Raw genomic sequence first — 19601 nt, 5'->3', positions numbered from 1 at the left:
GTGCCGCCTCAGGCCACGGAAGCGATCCGCATCTTGATGTCGTCCGGGGAGAGCGCCCCCTTGGCCGTCACGTGGTCGCCGGAGGACTCGCCGCGCAGCCGCCGCCCGATCCACGGGACGAGGTACTCGCGGGCCCAGTGCACGTCGTCGCGTCGGACCTCCAGGGTGCCGCGGGGCGGCAGCGGGGGCCACGGCTGGTCCGGGTCGGCCGGTACCTCGATGCCGAGCACCTGACCGGCGCGCAGCGCCACGCGCGTGTGTCCCTCGGGGGACAGGTGCAGGCGGTCACCGTCCCAGGCCCGCCGGTCCTGCACGGTCTTGAGGGACCACAGGTCCAGGACCGGGCAGCCGTACCGGTCGGCGATGGCCCGGACATGTCCGTTGTACGTGGCGATCTTGCCGCGCAGATGCTTGAGGACGGGCACGCCCCGGGTGTCGAACCCGGTGGTCACCAGCACCGTGCCGACGGCCTCGGTCAGCTGGGCCACGGCCCGCTCGAACCGCTCGGCCACCTCGTCGGGGTCGGTGCCGGGGCGGATGATGTCGTTGCCGCCCGCGCTGAAGGAGACCAGGTCCGGGGCGAGTTCCAGGGCCTGCGGCACCTGGTCCGCCACGATCTGGTCGAGCAGTTTCCCGCGCACGGCGAGGTTGGTGTAACTGAAGTCGCCCTCGGGCCGCCGGTCGGACAGCAGTACCGCGAACCGGTCGGCCCAGCCGACGAACGCCCCGTCGGGGCCGGGGTCTCCCACGCCCTCGGTGAAGCTGTCCCCCACCGCCGCGTACGACCCGATCACTGATGCATTGTCACTCTTCGCGTCGTCTCCCACATCGGACCATGATTCACCTTCGGCTGTGACCTACGCGACCGTAATAAGGGGTTGACTCTCGGTGAGATAAGACACTTTTAAATACTTTGCCAAACCTGGAATAAGGCTCTGATCAGCGACGTTGACGGGTTGATCGTGGATGTGCGCTCGCGCGGGGCGGCCCCGGAAACATCGAACGCGAAACACCGAAGGCCGGACCCGGGGATCGGGGTCCGGCCTTCGGAGTGCGTGTCAGACCAGTGTCAGACCAGTGGGGGCGCCGGGTCAGCCGACGGCGACGCCCTTGGAGCGGAGGTAGGCGACCGGGTCCACGTCCGAGCCGTAGTCGGGGGTGGTGCGGATCTCGAAGTGGAGGTGCGGGCCGGTCACGTTGCCGGTCGCGCCGGAGAGGCCGACCTGCTGGCCCACGGTCACGGTCTGGCCGACCGAGACCGAGAGGGCGGAGAGGTGGCCGTACTGCGCGTAGTAGCCGTCGGCGAGCCGGATGACGACCTGGTTGCCGTAGGCGCCGCCCCAGCCGGCCGTGACGACCGTACCGGCGCCGACGGCCTTGACCGGGGTGCCGGTCGGGACGACGAAGTCGACGCCCGTGTGGTAGCCGCTGGACCACATGCTGCCGGCCACGTGGTAGCCGGTGCCGACGGCGCCACCGGTGACCGGGAGGGCGAAGCCGGAGGCGGTCGTGACCGAACCGTCGGAGCCGTCCGAGGAGGCCGAGGACGAGGTGGACGACTGCGGGTTCGACTGCGGGTTCGACTGCGGGTTCGACTGCGCCTGCGAACGGGAGCCGGAGTCCGAGGAGTCCGCCGTCGCGGTGTGCCGGCCGCCGAGGGTGAGCTTGAGGCCGGGGTGGATCAGCGAGGGGTTGTCGCCGACGGCCTGCCGGTTGTCGGCGTAGAGCCGGTGCCAGCCGCCGCGGACGTTGTGGTCGCGGGCGATCTTCGAGAGATAGTCGCCGGGCACCACCGTGTAGACGCGGTGTGCGGAATGCGCGGCGCCGGAATTCTGCGCGACCGTCTCCTTTACCGCGGTCTTCTCGACCGCCGGAAGCGACTGCGTGGCCTTTTCGGAAACGGACTGCGTAGCGGCCGCGTGGGCGCCGGTGGCCCCCATCAGCGGCAGAGCCAGCGCGGCGCCACCGGTTCCGGCGACGGCCATCGAGCGGGTGAAACGCTGGGACTTGGGGCGGCGGTGCTTACCCTTCGCGGGCATGGCGCATTCCTCTCCTGCGCCTGCGAGGTGAGCTGTCGGGTTCGGGCTGGAGCTGCCCGGCCACGCGGGAAGACGTGGCTACACCCCTAGCCGTCCCGGGAACCGGAACAGGCGGTCATACCTGGCGGGTCCCCCGCTCCTGCCGGGCACGGGTGAGTGTGTGTGGGGACTCCGGGCGGCGGCAGGATTCGGCGTTCCGCCCGGATGTGTGGCGAACGTAAGCGAGTAGGACGGACGTGGACAAGCAGCCGGTTCCGGCCGTCCGGGTTTCACTTGATCCGTTGCCGGAAATAACGGTCACCCTCCGTAAATTCCGACCTATTCGATTTTCCAATCTTCTTGGAATGCGCCGGAATTACGTGAACATGACGCGCGACGGACGGTCACGAATATGACGCTCCTCACGCACGTCACACCACGTCCCCTTATTACGCAGCGAGTTGTAATGAAGGTGCTAATTCGGACAGATACGTCAGATCCGACGAAGCCGGATGACTGCCGCATCCAGGTCGCCCTTCAGGCCGGTGTGCAGCCCGTGATGCAACAGAACGGCACCCCCATACACTTCGCCCGTTTCGCGGCATTCGTACGACGCTGTCGGGTCGAGCCCCTGGAGCCGCAGCGCCGGCGCCGGCTCGCCGTAGCTCTGCGCCTGCAGCCAGGCGAGCACGACGGTCTCGTCGCCGAGCGTGTACTGCACGGCGCTGAGCCCGCCGGTCGGCGGCCGCAGCCGGAACTGGTCGCCGCGCTGCACCTGGGGCCGGATCTCCTTGTAGAGCTCCACCCAGCGGCCGGCCTCGGCGAGCTCCTCCTCGGTCCACTGCGAGAGGTCACCGCCGACACCGAGCGCCCCGGCCATGGAGCTGACGAACCGGAAACGCAGGCTGCTGACCCGGCCGTTGAGCTGGTGGTTCGGGCTGTCGGTGACCCAGGCCGACATCACCCGGGCGGGGTGGATCTGGCTGAAGCCGTGCTGGATGGCGAGCCGGTCCAGCGGGTCGGTGTTGTCGGATGTCCACACCTCGTCGGTGCGGCTCATGATCCCGAGGTCGATCCGCCCGCCACCGCCGGAGCAGGACTCGATGGCGACGTTCGGGTGGGCCGCCCGGATCCGGTCGAGCAGGGCGTACAGCCCGCGCACGTGGTCGACCCACAGGCGCTGCGGGTAGGGCTCGCCGGGCCAGCCCGCGTCCGTGAAGCAGCGGTTGAAGTCCCACTTGACGTAGTCGATCGGGGCGCTGGACAGCAGGGTGTCGAGCTGCTCCCAGAGGTACTCCTGAACGTCCTCGCGAGCGAGGTTGAGGACCAGCTGATTGCGGAGTTCTGTCCGCTTTCGTCCCTGCTGGTACTGCACCCAGTCGGGGTGCGCGCGGTACAGGTCGCTGTCCGCGTTGACCATCTCGGGCTCGACCCAGATGCCGAACTGCATGCCGAGGGCGTGCACGTATTCGGCGAGGGGCTTGAGGCCCTTGGGGAAGCGGTCGGGGTTGGGCGTCCAGTCGCCGAGGCCGGCGCGGTCGCTGGTGCGGGCGCCGAACCAGCCGTCGTCCACCACGAACAGCTCGACGCCGATCGCGGCGGCCCGGCGGGCGAGGGTGGCCTGCTGCTCCTCGGAGATGTCGAAGGTGGTGGCCTCCCAGGAGTTGAACAGCACCGGCCGGTCCTGGTCGGCGTCCGGGATGATGTACGCCCGCTGGTAGGCGTGCCAGGCGCGGCTGGCCCCGCCGAAGCCGCCGTCGGTCCACAGGCCCGCGAAGACGGGGCTGGTGTACGACTCGCCTTCGGCCAGCATCAGCAGGCCCGAGTCGTCGTAGCCGGCGCCACCGGTGATCTGCACGCGCGCGTCGGGGAGTTGGGCGACCGCGATCCGCCAGGAGCCGGACCAGCCGAGGGCGCAGCCCCAGACCTCGCCGCGCTCCTCGGTGGCGTCGGTGTCGAGGGCGACCCAGGGCAGGTGCTGGTGGCTGGTGTGGCCGCGGCGGCTGCCGATGACCTTCTCGCCGTAGGTGAGCGGGGCGCTGGTGAGCCGGGACTCGGCGGCCCAGCGGCCGTGCAGCTGGGAGAGCCGCCACCCCTCGCGGTCGGGGAGCGTCCAGGTGGCGGGGTCGGCGCGGAGCAGCTCCACGCGCGCGCGTGTCTCGTTGCCGACGGTCACCCAGCGCTCGACGACATCGCCGCGCATCCGGTAGTGCAGGGTGATGACGATGCCGTCGTCCGTGAAGCGCAGCCGGAGCTCGTCCTCCTCGACCGCGTAGGAGTCGAAGGTCCACTCGGTGCCCCGGCGCTCGTCGGTCCGCACGGACAGCGCGGGGCGGACGAAGCGGGGGCCGCCCTCGACGGGGTACTCCTCGCGGCCGTCCAGCGGGGACTCGAAGGCCCAGTAGCCGGGCAGTGCCCGGGTGCTGAGTTCTTCGGCGTCGGCGAGCCGGATCCTCGGCCCCCAGTGCAGGTGGAGCAGTTCGTCGGCCTCCGTCAGATGCAGCGCGTAGCTGCTGCCGGGGCCCGACAGGAGCCAGGTACGACCGTTTTCGGCGATGTCCAGCATCGAGAAACCTCACACAGGGGCCAACAGATCCGCTCAAGCACCAACATCATCAAGGGCCACGGGCTCCGGAGGCAAGGGTCACGGCCCTCGGAGGCGATGCCTGTGGACAACTCATTGCCTGTGGAAACCGATGTCGTATGGTCGGTCCAGTGCCCGTCGACGAGCAGCGCCGACGGGGCCCGACCTGGAGGAGCCCCCGTGACGCAGCAGGTCCCGTCGACCGAGCCCGAGCTGGCCGGTGTGCGCAACTTCCGTGACGTGGGCGGCCTGCCGACCGTGGACGGGCGCCGGGTGCGGCCGGGCGTGCTGTTCCGCAGCGGCCATCTGGCGCACGCGACGGAACCGGACGCGGAGTTCCTCGCCTCGCTCGGCCTGCACACGATCTTCGACTTCCGCAACGCGGCCGACCAGAAGCTGGAGGGCCCGGACGTCGAGCTGTCCGGCGTACGGAACGTGAATCTGCCGCTGACCGACCCGGCGCACGGCGCCGAGTTCTGGACGATGGTCCGCGACGGTGACATCGAGCAGTTGCGCGGGCTCCTGGGCGACGGCAGGGCCGCGGCGCGGATGGTCAACTCCTACCGCACGATCGTCAAGGACCGCACCGACGAGCACTCGCGCGTGCTGCACGCGCTCGCCGAGGACAGCGTCCCGGCGCTGATGCACTGCGCGGCCGGCAAGGACCGGGCAGGCATCTCCATAGCCGTCACCCTGCTCGCGGTGGGTGTGGAGCGGGACGCCATCCTCGCCGACTACCTGGAGTCCAACGCCAAGCACCGCCGCTACAAGGTGAAGCGCAACGGCAGCGGGGACAGTGTGTACAGCCCCGAGGTGATGGAGCTGCTGAGCCCGCTCTTCGATGCCCGCGCGGAGTACCTGACGGCGGCCTTCGAGAGCATCGAGGAGACGTGGGGCGACGTCGACACGTACCTGGAGCAGGGCCTGAAGCTGGCCCCGGAGACCCGGGGGCGGCTGCGCGAGCGCCTGCTCGACTGAGGCCGGACGGAGGGCGGTGGCTCAGCCCTTGCCGCCGAGGGCGAACAGCAGGTAGAGGAAGCCGGCCAGGACGTGCCCGACGGCGAGGTAGATGACCAGCCGGATCCACAGGGACCGGGGGAACTTCTCCTCGATATTGCTCACAGCAGCTCTCCAGTGATGCCGGTGCCGGGTCCCAGGCACAGCGCGGCCGTGGGACTCTGCAGCAGGGTGTGGACGAAAAGGAGCTCGACCCCGTCCTGATCCTCGGCGGCGAGCCGGTGCGGGGTCAGCGAGTCGAAGTGCGCGCTGTCGCCGGGCGCGAGCACATGGGTGGTGTCACCGAGGCGCAGCCGGAGCCGGCCCTGCAGGACGTACAGCCACTCCTCGCCGGGGTGCACCCGCACGATGTCGCCCTGGGTGCCGTACGGCACCCGGACGCGCAGCGCCTGCATGCCCCGGCCGGAGGCCCCGGCCTGCCAGTACGTCCAGCCGCCGGCGCGGGTCGGTTCCATGTCACCGGCGCGCACGATCGCGTCCCGGTCGGCGACGGTCTCCCCCAGCAGATCCGATACCGTCGTACCGTAGACACGCGCGAGCGCGAGCAGCATCGGCAACGAGGGCTGCCGCTGCCCGGTCTCCAGCCGGGACAGATGCGCGGGCGACAGCCCGGCGTCGCGGGCGGCGGACTCCAGGGTGAGGCCGGCGCGGCGGCGCAGGGAGCGCAGCTGCGGGGCGACGGCGGGCAGGTCGTCGACCGGCCCGCCCGCCCGCTCGTTGTCGGAGGGGCTCATGCCTCCATTCAGCCGCAGCTTTGTCTCCGAGGCAATTTTCTTGCCTCAGAGACAAAAAGCTAGCGGTTGGCCACCGCCTGCTTGATCAGTGTCTTGCCGAAGTCCCACATCAGGCCGCCGCCGCTGTGGGCGTCGTCCATGACGTCCGTGAAGGCGTCCACGAAGCGGTCCACGTCCGACTCGTCGACGACCAGCGGCGGGATGAGCTTGATGACCTCCAGGTGGTCGCCTGACACCTGGGTGAGGATCCGGTGCCGTTGCAGCAGCGGTACGACGACCATCTGGGCGAACAGGCCCTTGCGGGCGGCCTGCAGCATGGTCCAGCGGCTGCGCAGCTTCAGCGAGCTGGGCCGGCCGAACTCGATGCCGATCATCAGGCCCCGGCCGCGTACCTCGGCGAGCAGCTCGTACTTGTCGGTCAGCGCGGCCAGCCGGGACTTGAGCTGCTCACCCACGGCCCGGGAATGGGCGACGATCTGCTCGTTCTCCATGACGGAGAGGACGGCGAGCCCGGCCGCCATGGCCTGGGCGTTGGCGCCGAAGCTGGCCGAGTGGACCAGGACGCGGTCCATGGAGGAGTAGACCTTCTTGAAGATCCAGTCCTTGCCGAGGGTGGCGCCGACCGGGACGTACCCGCCGGACAGCGCCTTGGCCACGCACACCAGGTCGGGCTCGACGCCCTCCTCGTGCTGGTAGGCGTAGAAGTCGCCGGTGCGGCCGAGGCCGGTCTGCACCTCGTCGGCGATCAGCAGCGCCTTGTGCCGGTGCAGCAGCTCCTGTGCGGCGCGCAGGTAGCCGGGCGGTGCCTCGTGCACGCCCTTGCCCTGGATCGGCTCGACGATCAGGGCGGCCACGTCGCCCTTCTTCAGCTCGCGGGCGAGGGCGTCGAGATCGCCGAGGGGTACGGCGGTGTCGGGCAGCAGCGGGGCGAAGCCGTTCCGGAAGCCGTCCTCGCCGTTGACCGACAGCGAGCCGGTGGTCAGGCCGTGGAAGGCGTGGTCGCAGTAGAGGACGCGGGGCCTGCCGGTGGCGAAGCGGGCGAACTTCAGGGCCGTCTCCACCGCCTCGGTGCCGCTGTTGCCGAAGAACACCCGGTCCAGGTGCGGGCTGTGCGCGAGGAGGCGCTCGGCGAGCAGTCCGGGCAGCGGCTGGCAGTCGAAGCGGGTGAGGTCGGCCAGCTGCGCGTCCAGGACGTCGTGCAGGGCCTTGCGGACGACGGGGTGGTGACGGCCCAGGCCCATCACCCCGAACCCGGCGAGCATGTCCAGGTAGTCGTTGCCGTCCGCGTCCCAGAAGTGGGCGCCCTCGGCCCGCTCGTAGACCTTGTCGAAGCCGATGGTGTGCAGCATGCGGGGGAGCTGGTGGTTCAGGTACTTGGCGTGCAGCTCATACCGCTCGGCTCCACGCTCGGCCAGCAACGCGCCGAGGTCGAACTCCGTGCTCATTCCTTCTCCTTGTAAGCGCCATCCATGACAGCGCCCTCGGCTGAGGCGCCCCGAAGGGGCGCGGGGCGCATCGATTTGCGGCTACCGCCGCGGGGCGCGACCAGCCCGGACGGCGCCGCACTCGCCGAACGCCCCCCTGCGGCACCCCCCTTGGCGTCGGCCCCCCGCCCCGCGAGGCTCGCTCCGATCCGCCCCGCGATCTCCACCGGCGTCAGCCCGATGTCGGCCAGCACCTCCCCCCGCTTCGCATGCGCCAGGAACTGCTCCGGAATCCCGAACCTCCGCACCGGCACGTCCACGTCCGCGTCGCCCAGCGCCAGCGCGACCGCCGCGCCCACCCCGGCCGCCCTGCTGTTGTCCTCGACGACGGCCACCAGCTCGTGCTGGGCCGCCAGCACCGGCAGCGCGGGATCCACGGGCTTGACCCAACGGGGGTCGACGACCGTGCAGTCGATGCCTCGCGCGGCCAGCAGCTCCGCGGCCTGGAGGCACACCGGCGCCATCACGCCGACCGCCACCAGCAGCACCCGCGCGTCCTCCCCGCGGTGCAGGACGTCGATCCCGCCGACCCGGTCGACCGCCGGGATCTCCGGGCCCACCGACTCCTTCGGGAACCGCACCAGGGTGGGCGCGTCGTCCACGGCGACCGCCTCGCGCAGCTGGAGCCGCAGCTGTTCGGCGTCGCGCGGGGCGGCGATCCGCAGGCCCGGCACCACCTGGAGGACGGACATGTCCCACATGCCGTTGTGCGAGGCGCCGTCGACCCCGGTCACGCCCGCCCGGTCCAGCACGAACGTCACCCCGCAGCGGTGCAGCGCCACGTCCATCAGCAACTGGTCGAAGGCACGGTTCAGGAACGTGGCGTAGACGGCGACCACCGGGTGCAGTCCGCCGGTCGCGAGGCCGGCCGCCGAGACCGCCGCGTGCTGCTCGGCGATGCCGACGTCCCAGACCCGGCCGGGGAAGCGCTCGGCGAACTTGCCGAGGCCGACCGGGTGCAGCATGGCCGCGGTGATGGCCACGACGTCGTCCCGTTCCTCGCCGATCCGGACGATCTCCTCGCCGAACACCGAGGTCCAGGAAGGGCCGTTGGACGGCGCGAGCGGCTCGCAGGTGAGCGGGTCCATCACGCCGACGGTGTGGAAGTGGTCCTCCTCGTGGGCGAGCGCGGGCTCGTAGCCGCGCCCCTTCTCCGTGAGGCAGTGCACGAGCACCGGCCCGTGGAAACGTTTCGCGCGCCGGAGCGCCGACTCGACGGCCTTGATGTCGTGGCCGTCGATCGGACCCACGTACTTGAGGCCCAGGTCCTCGAACATGCCCTGCGGGGCGAAGGCGTCCTTGAAGCCCTTCTTGGCGCCGTGCAGGGACTCGTAGATGGTGTTGCCCACGACCGGGGTGCGCAGGAGTACGTCCTTGCCCCAGGCCAGCACCCTCTCGTAGCTGTCGGTCGTCCGCAGCGTGGCGAGGTGGTTGGCGAGGCCGCCGATGGTGGGGGCGTACGACCGCTCGTTGTCGTTGACGACGATGATCAGCGGCCGGTCCTTGGCGGCCGCGATGTTGTTCAGCGCCTCCCAGGCCATCCCGCCGGTCAGCGCGCCGTCGCCGATGACCGCGACGACATGGCCCTTCTCCCCCTGCACCTGGCGGGCCTTGGCGAGGCCGTCGGCCCAGCCGAGCGCGGTGGAGGCGTGGCTGTTCTCGATGACGTCGTGCTCGGACTCCTCGCGCGAGGGATATCCGGACAGGCCGCCCTTGCCGCGCAGCTTGGAGAAGTCCTGACGGCCGGTCAGCAGCTTGTGGACGTAACTCTGGTGGCCGGTGTCCCAGAGGATGCGGTCGGCCGGGGACTCGAAGACCCGGTGCAGCGCGACGGTCAGCTCCACGACGCCCAGGTTGGGCCCGAGGTGGCCGCCGGTCCTGGCGACCGCGTGCACCAGGAACTCGCGTATTTCTTCGGACAGTTCGCCGAGTTCCGCCTCGGACAGCGCCTTCAGGTCGCGTGGTCCCCGGATGGTCTCCAGAATCGTCACGCTCGGCCCCCTCTCGGTCCGTGCTGTTCAGCTCACCGTGACGGCGGGTGCTCCGGACCCGGCGCCGTCCTGCTCCATCTGCTCGGCGATCTTCATCGCTTCCTCGATCAGGGTCTCCACGATCTTCGACTCGGGCACGGTCTTGACGACCTCGCCCTTGACGAAGATCTGCCCCTTGCCATTGCCGGAGGCGACCCCCAGATCGGCCTCCCGTGCCTCGCCGGGGCCGTTGACCACGCATCCCATGACGGCGACGCGCAGCGGCACCTCCATGCCCTCCAGGCCTGCCGTCACCTCGTCCGCCAGCTTGTAGACGTCGACCTGGGCGCGTCCGCAGGACGGGCAGGAGACGATCTCCAGGCGCCGCTGCCGCAGGTTCAGCGACTCCAGGATCTGGATGCCGACCTTGACCTCCTCCGCGGGCGGGGCGGACAGCGAGACGCGGATCGTGTCACCGATGCCCTGCGAGAGCAACGCCCCGAAGGCGACCGCGGACTTGATGGTGCCCTGGAACGCCGGGCCCGCCTCCGTGACCCCGAGGTGCAGCGGGTAGTCGCACTGGGCGGCGAGCTGCCGGTACGCCTCGATCATCACGACCGGGTCGTTGTGCTTGACCGAGATCTTGATGTCCCGGAAGTCGTGCTCCTCGAAGAGCGAGGCCTCCCAGAGAGCGCTCTCCACGAGCGCCTCGGGGGTCGCCCTGCCGTACTTCTCAAGGAGCCGGCGGTCGAGCGAGCCCGCGTTGACCCCGATGCGGATCGGGGTGCCGTGGTCCTTGGCGGTCCGCGCGATCTCCCGCACCTGGTCGTCGAACTTCTTGATGTTGCCGGGGTTCACGCGGACCGCCGCGCAGCCGGCCTCGATGGCCGCGAAGACGTACTTCGGCTGGAAGTGGATGTCCGCGATCACCGGGATCTGGGACTTCTTCGCGATCGTCGCCAGGGCGTCCGCGTCGTCCTGCGTGGGGCAGGCGACGCGGACGATCTGGCAGCCGGACGCGGTGAGTTCGGCGATCTGCTGAAGGGTGGCGCCGATGTCCGAGGTGCGGGTCGTGGTCATCGACTGCACGGACACCGGGGCGCCGCCGCCGACCGCCACCGGCCCGACATGGATCTGCCGGGACACGCGGCGCTCGGCGACGGGCCGGGCCGGGACCTCGGGGAGGCCCAGGGAAATGGCGGTCATGCGGTCACTCCCGGTTCCCGGAGACCGTCTCGCGCATCGCGCGGAGCGACTCCTTGAGGGATCCCATGGTGGCGAGGACGGCGGTGGGCTCGTAGCCGCAGTGCGCCATGCAGTTGGCGCAGCGCGGGTCCTTGCCGCGGCCGTACTTGTCCCAGTCGGTCTTCTCGATGAGTTCGCGGTACGTCGGCACGTACCCGTCGCTCATCAGGTAGCAGGGGCGCTGCCAGCCGAAGAGCGAGTAGTTCGGGATCGCCCAGGCCGTGCACGGGAAGTCGACCTTGCCCTCCAGGAAGTCCAGGAAGAGCGGGGAGTGGTTGAGCCGCCACTTCTTGCGGTTGCCGCCCGCGAAGGCCTTCTTGAAGAGCTCGCGGGTCTGCTCCACGCCGAGGAAGTGCTCCTGGTCGGGGGCCTTCTCGTAGGCGTAGGCGGGCGAGATCATCATCTCGTCGACCTTGAGGTCGTCGTTGAGGAAGTTGAGCACCTCGATGATGGTCTGCGGGGTGTCCGTGTTGAAGAAGGTCGAGTTGGTGGTCACCCGGAAGCCGCGCCGCTTGGCCTCCTTGATGGCCTCCACCGCCTCGTCGAACACACCTTCCTTCGCAACGGACTCGTCGTGCCGCTCGCGCAGCCCGTCGATGTGCACCGCGAAGGCGAAGTAGGGCGAGGGCGTGAACTTGTCCATCTTCTTGCGCAGCAGCATCGCGTTGGTGCACAGGAAGACGTACTTCCGCTTCGCCACCAACTGCCGCACGATCTCGTCGATCTGAGGGTGCATCAGGGGTTCGCCGCCCGCGATGGACACCATCGGCGCACCGGACTCCAGCACCGCGCCGACCGCCTGCGCGACCGGCATGCGCTGCTTCAGCACCCCCGCCGGGTGCTGGATCTTTCCGCAGCCCTCACATTTCAGGTTGCACGCGAAGAGGGGTTCCAGCTCCACGATCAACGGGAACTTGTCCCGCTTGCGGAGCTTCTGTTCAGCCAAGTAAGTAGCGACCTTGATCGACTGACGCAGCGGCATGGCCATCTGGCTCACCTCCGGGGGAGCAGCAAAGAACGGTGCCATTCGAAGAAAGCTGGAAGAACGGATCGAAGAACGCGGAAAGCAGATATTCCACCGCGCACCGTGCCGATCCGGACGAGTTCATGTTCAGGAGCGTCCACGACCACCCTGACGGCCGCAACCGGGCGCTCGCCCGCGTGCACGGCGCTCAGGAGCGTGGCCGCCGACTCCATGTCGACCGCGATTGCGCCGGTCGCGAGCAGATCCGATCGCTCGTGACCGCGAACGACATGGTCGGAGCCGGTGACGGGTCCGGTGTGGACGGTACGGCCGGGCAGGGTCCGTACGAGTTCCTTCACGAGGAGTTCCGTGCCCACGCACGGGACGCTGCCGCGGGGGTCCCGGGTCTCCTCGGCGACGACCAGGTCGCCGGGGTGCATGCCGGGGGCGAGCCCCGCGCAGAAGCCCGTCGCCAGGACCGCGGCACCGGCGAGCGCGGGGTCGGCCAGGACCCGGGTGACGGACCGTTCCGCCGCCCTGGGGCCCATACCGGTGCGCAGCACGGTGACGGGTCCGCCCGAGCCGCCCCTTTCGCCGGCGCGCAGGGCGAGGTGCTCGATGCCGAGTGCGCAGGCGATCAGCAGCGGGGCCGGCGCGGGCGTGGCGCTCATCAGTCCCCCTCTGCCTCGGGGGTGGGCTCGCCGTGGACATAGCGGCCGAGCGCGGTGAGCGGGAAGACCTGCCGGTAGAGGTGGTAGTTGATGGAGAAGTCCCACGGGAAGCCCGTGCCGGTGAAGTACGGCTCGTCCCAGGAGCCGTCCTCGCGCTGGGTCTCGGCGAGCCACCGGATGCCCCGCTCGACGGCCTTGGCGTCCTTCTCCCCCGCCGCGAGCAGCGCCATCAGCGCCCACGCGGTCTGGGAGGCGGTGGAGGCGCCGCGGCCGCTCCAGTCGTCGGCGTACTTGTAGGAGCGCAGGTCCTCGCCCCACCCTCCGTCCTCGTTCTGGACCTGCTCCAGCCAGGTCACCGCGCGCCGGATGGCCGGGTGCGAGGCGGGCAGCCCGGCGGCGGTGAGCGCGGGTACCACGGACCCGGTGCCGTAGACGTAGTTGACGCCCCAGCGCCCGAACCAGGCGCCGTTCGACTCCTGTTCGGCGAGCAGCCACTCGATGCCGCGCCGGGTGCGCGGGTCGTGGGACATGCCCTCGAAGGCGAGCATCTCCACGACGTGCGCGGTGACGTCGGCCGACGGCGGGTCGATGACCTCGCCGAAGTCGCAGAACGGCAGCCGGTTGGGGAACGGGCTGGTGTTGTCGACGTCGAAGGCGCCCCAGGCGCCGTTCTTCGACTGCATGCCGAGGTTCCAGCGCACCCCGCGCCCGATGGCCTTCTCCATCCGCTCCGGGTCGTGGTGCCTGACCCGGCGCAGCGCGAGGACGACCTCGGCGGTGTCGTCGATGTCGGGGTAGTTGTCGTTGTGGAACTCGAACGCCCAGCCGCCCGGCGGGAGCTGGGGCCGTTTGACCGCCCAGTCGCCGGGGCGGACGATCTGCTCGCCGAGCATCCAGTCGGCTGCCTTGACGAGTTGCGGGTGGTCGGCGGGGAGTCCCGCGTCGGCGAGCGCAATGGTCGCCAGACAGGTGTCCCACACCGGCGACTGGCAGGCCTCGATCATCCGGCCGCCGTCCTCGCGCCACAAGGCGTAACGATCCAGCGACTCCAGTCCCGCACGCAGCACGGGGTGTTCGAGGTCGTAGCCGAGCAGGTACAGGGCGATCACCGAGTACACGGCCGGGGGCTGGATGCCGCCCCACGCACCGTCGTTCTCCTGGCGCTCGACGATCCAGCGGCCGGCGGACTTGAGCGCGGAGCCGCGCAGCCGGCCCAGCGCGACCTTGCGGTAGCCGCGGACAACCTTGTCGAGCCGCTGGAAGACGCCCTCCCAGCTCGCCACCGGGGCAAGCGGCTGGGGCGGGTTCGGGTCGGCCGGGTCGGTGTGGAGCTCGTCCAGCGGGAAGGGGGCCGGGCGCACCGGGCGCTTGGCCGAGACCACGGTGAGCGGCACGATGGTCTGGCGGGCCCACTGGCCGAAGTTGTAGATGCTGAGCGGGAACCACTTGGGGAAGTACAGGAGCTCCGGCGGGAGTTCGGGCAGGTCCTCCCACTTCCACCAGCCGAACAGGGCCAGCCAGATCCGGGTGAAGACCCGGGCGGCGGCGATCCCGCCGCGCTCGCGGATCCACGCCGACGCCTTCGCCATGTGGGGGGCGTCCGGCGCGTCCCCGGCCAGCCGCAGGGCGACGTACGCCTCGATGGTGGTGGAGAGTTCGCCGGGGCCGCCGTAGAAGGTGGCCCAGGTGCCGTCCTCGCGCTGCTCGCCGCGGATGAAGAGCGCGGCGGCGGCCGTCGTGGACTCGTCGCGGATGCCCAGGAACTGACGGAGCAGCAGGTCCTCGGCGTCCATGGTGACGTTGGTCTCCAGGTCGCCCTTCCACCAGCCCTGCGCGTCCTGCTGGGCGAGCAGATGGTCGGTGGCACGCCGTACCGCGCGTTCGGCGGCTTCTTGTACCCCGGCCGCCACGGGGGCGGTGAGTTCGGTGCTGGCCGAGTCGGCCCGGGGCGGCAGGGTGGCCCCGGTGCTTCCGTCGGTCGTCGCTGTCATGGCTTCCCCTTCGTGCAGTCGTGCGAAATCGTTCTGCTGTGGGTCCGCCGTCGGCCGGTGCTGGCTGCGCGTTCGCACCGGCCGGCGACTACGCGAGGACTATTCGACCGATAATGATCATCTCTTTCGTACGACGACGAAGTCGGCGAGCGCCGTGAACTGCGCCCGTACCCGGTCGGGCATGTCGACGGCGTGCAGGGCTTCGATGGCGATGGTGTGCTGACGGCGCGCCTCTCCGGCGGTCCACTCGCGGCCGCCGGCCTCCTCGATGAGGGCGGCGCGGGCGGCGAACTCCTCCTCGGAGAAGTTCTCGAAGTCGCTGCTCTTGGCGTCCGCGGCGAGGATCTCGCCGAGCCGCTCGGAGGCGGGCCCGCCCGCGGCGAGCGCGGCGACGACCGGCAGGGACTTCTTGCGCTGGCGCAGGTCGCTCCAGGTCTGCTTGCCGGTGGCCTCCGGGTCGCCCCAGATGCCCAGCAGGTCGTCGACGGCCTGGAAGGCGAGGCCGAGGTGGTAGCCGTACTTCTCCAGGGTGTCGGCGGTGCGGTCGTCGGCGCCGCCGAGCACCGCGCCGATGGAGCTGGAGGCGGCGAGCAGGGCGCCGGTCTTGTTGCCCTCCATCTCCAGGCACTCCTCGACGCTGACCCGGTCGCGGTGCTCGTAGGAGATGTCCTGGGCCTGGCCGTCGATCAGGGCGCGGGTGGCGGTGGTGATCCGGCGGGTGGCACGGCCGGCCTCCACGGTGCCGAGTTCGAGCAGCACCTCGTTGGCGAGGGCGAACAGGGCGTCGCCGACCAGGATGGCCTGGGCGGGGCCGTGCACCTTCCAGACGGTGTCGCGGTGCCGGCGCTGTTCGTCGCCGTCCATCAGGTCGTCGTGCAGCAGGGAGAAGTTGTGGACGAGTTCCACGGCGACGGCGCCCGGGATGCCGACCTCGGGTGCGGCGCCGGTGACCTCGGCGGAGAGCACGGCGAGCGCGGGCCGTACGGCCTTGCCGCCGTCGCCGTCGGCGGGGTTGCCCTCGGCGTCGATCCAGCCGAAGTGGTAGGCGGCTACGGTGTCCATGGGGGAGGCCAGGCGGTCGACAGCCGCCCGCAGTACCGGTGTGGCAAGGGTCCGGCCGCGCTCCAGGAGCGCGGTCACGTCCACTGCGTTCTCTCGAGCGGCCTTCGAGGCCGGGGGCACAGTGGGCACAGTTTCTCCTCTTGTTGCGGTACCGGGGGTGCGGGGGCCTGCCACCTGCTGATCGAGCGTCACGCCGCCTCCTCGAACGCGAAGAGGTGACGGGGGCGGGGCCGGCCCAGGGTGCCCAACGCGGCGTCGGCCGCGTTCACACCGCTGCGGACCGCACTCTCCATGGTCGCGGGCCACCCGGTGGCGGTCCACGCTCCGGCCAGGTAGAGGCCGGGTGCCTTGGTGCGGGCGCCGGGCCGCAGCCGCCCGACGCCGGGGGTGGGGGCGAACGTCGCGGTACGCTCCCGGGTCACGAAGAAGTCCTGCACCCCGGCGCCGCGCGCACCGGGCAACAGCCTTTCCAGCTCGGGCAGATAGCGCTCGCGCAGATCGGCCACGGGCATGTCGATCTCGTCCTGGGCGGCCGACTGGGACAGCGCGAGGTACTGCCCCGTGCGCAGCCCGGAGGCGTGGGTGCGGTCGAACACCCACTGGACCGGGGTGCCGAGGGCCGCGAAGAACGGCTTGGTGAGCACCGTACGGTCGTAGACCACATGGACGTTGAGGATCGGCGCGGTGCCGATCTCCAGCAGGTGCTCCGGGGCGTCGAGGGCACCGGACGGGAGCAGGTCGTAGGCCTCGCGCTGGGCGACGGCGAGCACGACGGCGTCGGCTGTGAGCGTCTCGCCGGGAACCTGAACGCTCCAGGTTCCGTTCTCGTTAGTGGAGACGGAGGTGACGCGTGAACGGACCTCGGTACGCACGCCCGCGGAGTCGAGCGCCTTGCGGGCCAGCCGGTCGTGCAGTTCGCCCAGCGGCACATGGGCCCAGCCGATGTCGGCCGCGCCCGGGGCGGACAGCAGACCGGTCTTGAACACCATCGCGGCGAGCCCCAGCGAGGCGTCGCCCGCGACCGCGTTGAGGGTGGCGACCCCGACCAGGTCCCACAGGGCCTCGACGGCACGCGCCGACTGGCCGTGGGCGGCCAGCCAGCTGCCGAAGTCCTGTGCGTCCAGGCTCGGATCGGCGAGGTCGAGCCCCTTGAGCGCGAGCGCGGCACGCCCCACCCTGGCCCGTTCGGCGAGCGAGAGGTGCGGATAGGCGGCCAGGCTGCGCCCCAGGTGAAGGGGTACCGGCAGCGGGTCGCGCTTCAGCCTGCCCAGGCGCCGCCCCTCCGGCTTGGCGAGGTCCAGGACGGGTACGTCGAGGCGGTCCTGCAGCGGTGCCAGCGCCGTGCCCTCGATGCGGTCGAGGAACCAGCGGTAGGCGGTGCAGCAACGCAGGTACACGTGCTGGCCGTTGTCCACGGTCAGGTCGCCGCGCTGGAAGGAGAAGGCGAGCCCGCCGAGCCTCGGCCTGCCTTCGAGAAGGGTGACGCGCACTCCCGCGTCGGCCAGCGCGAGCGCGGCCGTGATGCCCGCGAGGCCACCGCCGACCACGACGGCGGTGCGCCCGGACGGGATGTCGTCGTGCGTCCGCTCGGATCGCGTGCCGTCGGTCATCGTGCTTCCTCCCCTGCCCGCCCGCCGTGCCGGTGGAACGGGGCAGGTCGGGCCGTCGCAGTCAGGGACGCCACGCCGTGCCGGAGGGTTGCCTGCCGTTTCTCTCCGGTGGAGTCACCTTGACCCACTTTGTCCATCAGGCGCGCCTCCTGACGGTCAGGCGGGAGGTGTGGCGCCGGGTGTCGAGCCCGGACAGGCCGCGCACGGCGACGTACGCCTTCTCGCGTCCGGGCAGCGAGACCCGGCCGCGCAGCACCGCCTCCGGTTCGCGCTCGATGCGGTCGAGCAGTCGGCGGTAGATGCCGGCCATGGCGGCGACACAGGCGCCGCTGCGCCGGTCGAGCATGGGCAGCAGCCGGTAGCCCTCGGCGAAAAGGGCACGGGCGCGGCGTACTTCGAAGTGCACGAGACCGGCGAAGTCGGAACCCTCCGGCGGGGTCGGCCCGTGGAACCCGGCCGAGCAGCCGAACTTGGCGAGGTCGTCGGAGGGCAGGTAGGTACGGCCGTTGCCGGCGTCCTCACGGACGTCTCTGAGGATGTTGGTGAGCTGCAGCGCGAGCCCGAGCGTGTCGGCATACTCCGACGCGCGCTCGGCGCCGCGCGCCCCCGGTTCCGTACCGAACACGCCGAGCGAGAGCCGGCCGATGGCGCCGGCCACACAGCGGCAGTAGACCTTGAGGTCGTCCCAGGTCTCGTAGGTCTCGCCGCGGACGTCCATCAGGACGCCGTCGATCAGCTCGTCCAGGCCGCCCAGCGGGATCGGGAAGGCCTGGGCGGCATGGGCGAGAGCGACCGCGACCGGGTCGGTGTCGTCCTCGGCGACCGCGCCGTCCTGGACCCGGGCCAGCAGCGCCCGGGTGTCCTCCAGACGGGCCGCCTTCACGTCGTCCGCCAGCTCGCCGTCGCCGATGTCGTCGACACGCCGGGAGAAGGCGTAGAGCGCCGACATGGCCCGCCGCTTGGGCGTCGGGAGCAGCCGGATGCCGTAGGCGAAGTTCCGTGCCTGCTGTCCGGTGACCGTCTCGCAGTAGCTGTAGGCGGCGAGTACCGGTGCGGACACGTGTGTGGGAGAGTCCACGGTCCGGATCACCCCTCTCCTCGCAGAGTCACGCCCACCTCACGCAGCAACCGGCCCTTGCCGGGCTTGGGCGGGCCGGGAAGTACGTCGTATTCGGCGGCGGCGATCGCGTGGACCGCCGCCCTTCCCCCCGCCACGAACCCCGCAAGCAGCAGCTTCAACCTGCCGTGGACGCTACCCACAAGGGGGGCGCCTTCATTCAGGAGATCGCGGGCGCGTTGTGCTTCGTATGCAACCAGTGCACGCACCGATGCGCCCGCGGTTTTCCTGGCGAGATCCGCCTCCTGGACGTGAAAGCGCTTCATGTCCTCGGCGGGCAGATAGATCCGGTCGCGGCCGAGGTCCTCGGCCACGTCCTGGAGGTGTTCGACGATCTGGAGTGCGGTGCAGATCGAGTCGGAGAGCCGGATCCGCGCGGGGGTCGAGGTGCCGGTGACGGCAAGGACCAGGCGGCCGACGGGGTTGGCGGACAGCTCGCAGTAGGCGACGAGGTCGTCGTAGGTCTCGTAGCGCTTGACGAGCTGGTCCTGACGGTTGGCGGCGATCAGCCCGAGGAAGGGGTCGGGGGACAGCGCGCGGCGGCGGACCGTGGGCTGCAGGCGGCGCAGCAGGGGGTGGTACGGGGTGGCGTCGAAGACGCGGCGCAGGTCGGCCTCGAAGGCGTCGAGCAGGACCAGGCGGTCCTCGGCGTCCTCGGGGGACACTCCGAGGAGGCGGGCGTCGGCGCCGCCGGGGGCCAGGTCGCCGTCGCCGATGTCGTCGACGAGGCGGGCGAAGCCGTACACCGCCATCAGGTCGTCACGCCAGGCTTTCGGCAGGAAGAACGGGGCCACGGGGAAGTTCTCGTCCGCGGCCTTGTCCAGGGTGCCGCGCTCCGGGTCTCCGGTGCGCGCCGGGCCGGTTGCCGTCACCGTTCGCTGCCCGGGGCGGGGACGGCGCGGCCTGCGTTGAGCTGGGGAGTTTCCGTAGCCATTGCCGTCACATCTCCCGTTCTACACTGCCGACCCAATACACACTATTTCGGACACGCCGCCCAGCAGTCCGCAGGGCGGCCCGGCGGAGGGTGTCGCGCATTATCGCCCCACTTGCCGCTTTCCGGGACCGGTACAGCTTACGTTGTACAACGCATCGAGGTTCGTCGGGGTGTCCCGCAGATCACAACAACACACCGAT

15 protein-coding genes, 2 pseudogenes and 1 riboswitch are annotated in these 19601 nt (G+C 70.7%); of the genes and pseudogenes, 1 reads left to right on the top strand and 16 read right to left on the bottom strand.

Annotated features, from left to right (window positions below):
• Positions 1-8 precede the first annotated feature (8 nt).
• The 3 genes from ABT137_RS30665 to ABT137_RS30655 all read right to left on the bottom strand — a co-directional run bounded on the left by ABT137_RS30665 (position 9) and on the right by ABT137_RS30655 (position 4584).
• Positions 9-794 carry an SGNH/GDSL hydrolase family protein gene (locus ABT137_RS30665; RefSeq protein ID WP_351714351.1) on the bottom strand — a complete coding sequence of 262 codons (786 nt, stop codon included), beginning with the start codon at positions 792-794 and terminating at the stop codon, positions 9-11.
• Between the two features lie 297 nt (positions 795-1091).
• Positions 1092-2039: a M23 family metallopeptidase gene (locus ABT137_RS30660; protein WP_351714350.1), complete on the bottom strand. Its 948-nt coding sequence runs from the start codon at positions 2037-2039 to the stop codon at positions 1092-1094.
• A gap of 4 nt (positions 2040-2043) precedes the next feature.
• A riboswitch (cyclic di-AMP (ydaO/yuaA leader) is annotated at positions 2044-2204 on the bottom strand.
• 307 nt (positions 2205-2511) lie between these two features.
• Positions 2512-4584 (bottom strand): alpha-galactosidase, encoded by a 2073-nt coding sequence (locus ABT137_RS30655; RefSeq protein WP_351714349.1) that lies wholly within the window; start codon positions 4582-4584, stop codon positions 2512-2514.
• 198 nt (positions 4585-4782) lie between these two features.
• Here ABT137_RS30655 and ABT137_RS30650 point away from each other — a divergent pair, with 198 nt between their 5' ends.
• Positions 4783-5580, top strand: coding sequence for a tyrosine-protein phosphatase (locus ABT137_RS30650; protein ID WP_351714348.1), 798 nt, complete (start codon positions 4783-4785; stop codon positions 5578-5580).
• Positions 5581-5601: 21 nt separating this feature from the next.
• On the opposite strand, the gene ABT137_RS30645 is transcribed toward ABT137_RS30650, so the two are convergent.
• From ABT137_RS30645 to hpnC, 13 genes and pseudogenes are all read right to left on the bottom strand, one after another.
• Positions 5602-5724 carry a DUF6126 family protein gene (locus tag ABT137_RS30645; protein ID WP_093497780.1) on the bottom strand — a complete coding sequence of 41 codons (123 nt, stop codon included), beginning with the start codon at positions 5722-5724 and terminating at the stop codon, positions 5602-5604.
• A complete protein-coding gene (locus ABT137_RS30640; RefSeq protein ID WP_351714347.1) occupies positions 5721-6353 on the bottom strand; it encodes a helix-turn-helix domain-containing protein in 633 nt (210 codons plus the stop codon). The genes ABT137_RS30645 and ABT137_RS30640 overlap by 4 nt, the downstream gene beginning before the upstream one ends.
• A gap of 59 nt (positions 6354-6412) precedes the next feature.
• Positions 6413-7798 carry an aspartate aminotransferase family protein gene (locus tag ABT137_RS30635; protein ID WP_351714346.1) on the bottom strand — a complete coding sequence of 462 codons (1386 nt, stop codon included), beginning with the start codon at positions 7796-7798 and terminating at the stop codon, positions 6413-6415.
• Positions 7795-9828, bottom strand: a complete 2034-nt coding sequence (gene dxs, locus ABT137_RS30630) for a 1-deoxy-D-xylulose-5-phosphate synthase (RefSeq protein ID WP_351714345.1) — start codon at positions 9826-9828, stop codon at positions 7795-7797. Before dxs ends, ABT137_RS30635 begins: the two co-directional genes overlap by 4 nt.
• 27 nt (positions 9829-9855) lie before the next feature.
• On the bottom strand, positions 9856-11013 hold the full coding sequence (ispG, locus tag ABT137_RS30625) for a flavodoxin-dependent (E)-4-hydroxy-3-methylbut-2-enyl-diphosphate synthase (RefSeq protein WP_351714344.1): 1158 nt from the start codon (positions 11011-11013) through the stop codon (positions 9856-9858).
• A 4-nt stretch (positions 11014-11017) separates the two neighbouring features.
• Positions 11018-12040, bottom strand: coding sequence for an adenosyl-hopene transferase HpnH (gene hpnH / locus ABT137_RS30620; protein ID WP_181803030.1), 1023 nt, complete (start codon positions 12038-12040; stop codon positions 11018-11020).
• 5 nt (positions 12041-12045) lie between these two features.
• A complete protein-coding gene (locus ABT137_RS30615; RefSeq protein WP_293992181.1) occupies positions 12046-12687 on the bottom strand; it encodes a phosphorylase family protein in 642 nt (213 codons plus the stop codon).
• Complete coding sequence (gene shc / locus ABT137_RS30610; protein ID WP_351714343.1) at positions 12687-14678, bottom strand: squalene--hopene cyclase; 1992 nt, start codon at positions 14676-14678, stop codon at positions 12687-12689. The genes ABT137_RS30615 and shc overlap by 1 nt, the downstream gene beginning before the upstream one ends.
• A gap of 117 nt (positions 14679-14795) precedes the next feature.
• Positions 14796-15869, bottom strand: coding sequence for a polyprenyl synthetase family protein (locus ABT137_RS30605; protein WP_351714342.1), 1074 nt, complete (start codon positions 15867-15869; stop codon positions 14796-14798).
• 59 nt (positions 15870-15928) lie between these two features.
• Positions 15929-17419 (bottom strand): annotated as a pseudogene (gene hpnE / locus ABT137_RS30600) (hydroxysqualene dehydroxylase HpnE); the annotation flags it as partial.
• Positions 17410-17487 (bottom strand): annotated as a pseudogene (locus ABT137_RS51070) (DUF6380 family protein); the annotation flags it as partial. The pseudogenes ABT137_RS51070 and hpnE, both read right to left, overlap by 10 nt.
• Positions 17487-18440, bottom strand: coding sequence for a presqualene diphosphate synthase HpnD (gene hpnD, locus ABT137_RS30590; RefSeq protein WP_351714340.1), 954 nt, complete (start codon positions 18438-18440; stop codon positions 17487-17489). The gene hpnD and the pseudogene ABT137_RS51070, both read right to left, overlap by 1 nt.
• Entirely contained in the window at positions 18437-19339 is a 903-nt protein-coding gene (hpnC, locus tag ABT137_RS30585; protein ID WP_351714339.1) for a squalene synthase HpnC, read from the bottom strand. Before hpnC ends, hpnD begins: the two co-directional genes overlap by 4 nt.
• Positions 19340-19601 lie beyond the last annotated feature (262 nt).

It is taken from the genome of Streptomyces sp. NPDC001980 (assembly GCF_040296885.1).
Taxonomy (GTDB): Bacteria; Actinomycetota; Actinomycetes; order Streptomycetales; family Streptomycetaceae; genus Streptomyces.
Note: the sequence above shows the minus strand (reverse complement) of the source record. Positions and strands in the feature narration are given on the sequence as shown.

What these genes read in the sequence shown, in the direction of transcription:
- hpnH (WP_181803030.1), bottom strand. Translation starts at nt 12,040, where the DNA reads ATGGCCATGCCGCTGCGTCAGTCGATCAAGGTCGCTACTTACTTGGCT.
- ABT137_RS30640 (WP_351714347.1), bottom strand. Translation starts at nt 6,353, where the DNA reads ATGAGCCCCTCCGACAACGAGCGGGCGGGCGGGCCGGTCGACGACCTG.
- ABT137_RS30660 (WP_351714350.1), bottom strand. Translation starts at nt 2,039, where the DNA reads ATGCCCGCGAAGGGTAAGCACCGCCGCCCCAAGTCCCAGCGTTTCACC.
- shc (WP_351714343.1), bottom strand. Translation starts at nt 14,678, where the DNA reads ATGACAGCGACGACCGACGGAAGCACCGGGGCCACCCTGCCGCCCCGG.
- ABT137_RS30615 (WP_293992181.1), bottom strand. Translation starts at nt 12,687, where the DNA reads ATGAGCGCCACGCCCGCGCCGGCCCCGCTGCTGATCGCCTGCGCACTC.
- ABT137_RS30635 (WP_351714346.1), bottom strand. Translation starts at nt 7,798, where the DNA reads ATGAGCACGGAGTTCGACCTCGGCGCGTTGCTGGCCGAGCGTGGAGCC.
- ABT137_RS30655 (WP_351714349.1), bottom strand. Translation starts at nt 4,584, where the DNA reads ATGCTGGACATCGCCGAAAACGGTCGTACCTGGCTCCTGTCGGGCCCC.
- ispG (WP_351714344.1), bottom strand. Translation starts at nt 11,013, where the DNA reads ATGACCGCCATTTCCCTGGGCCTCCCCGAGGTCCCGGCCCGGCCCGTC.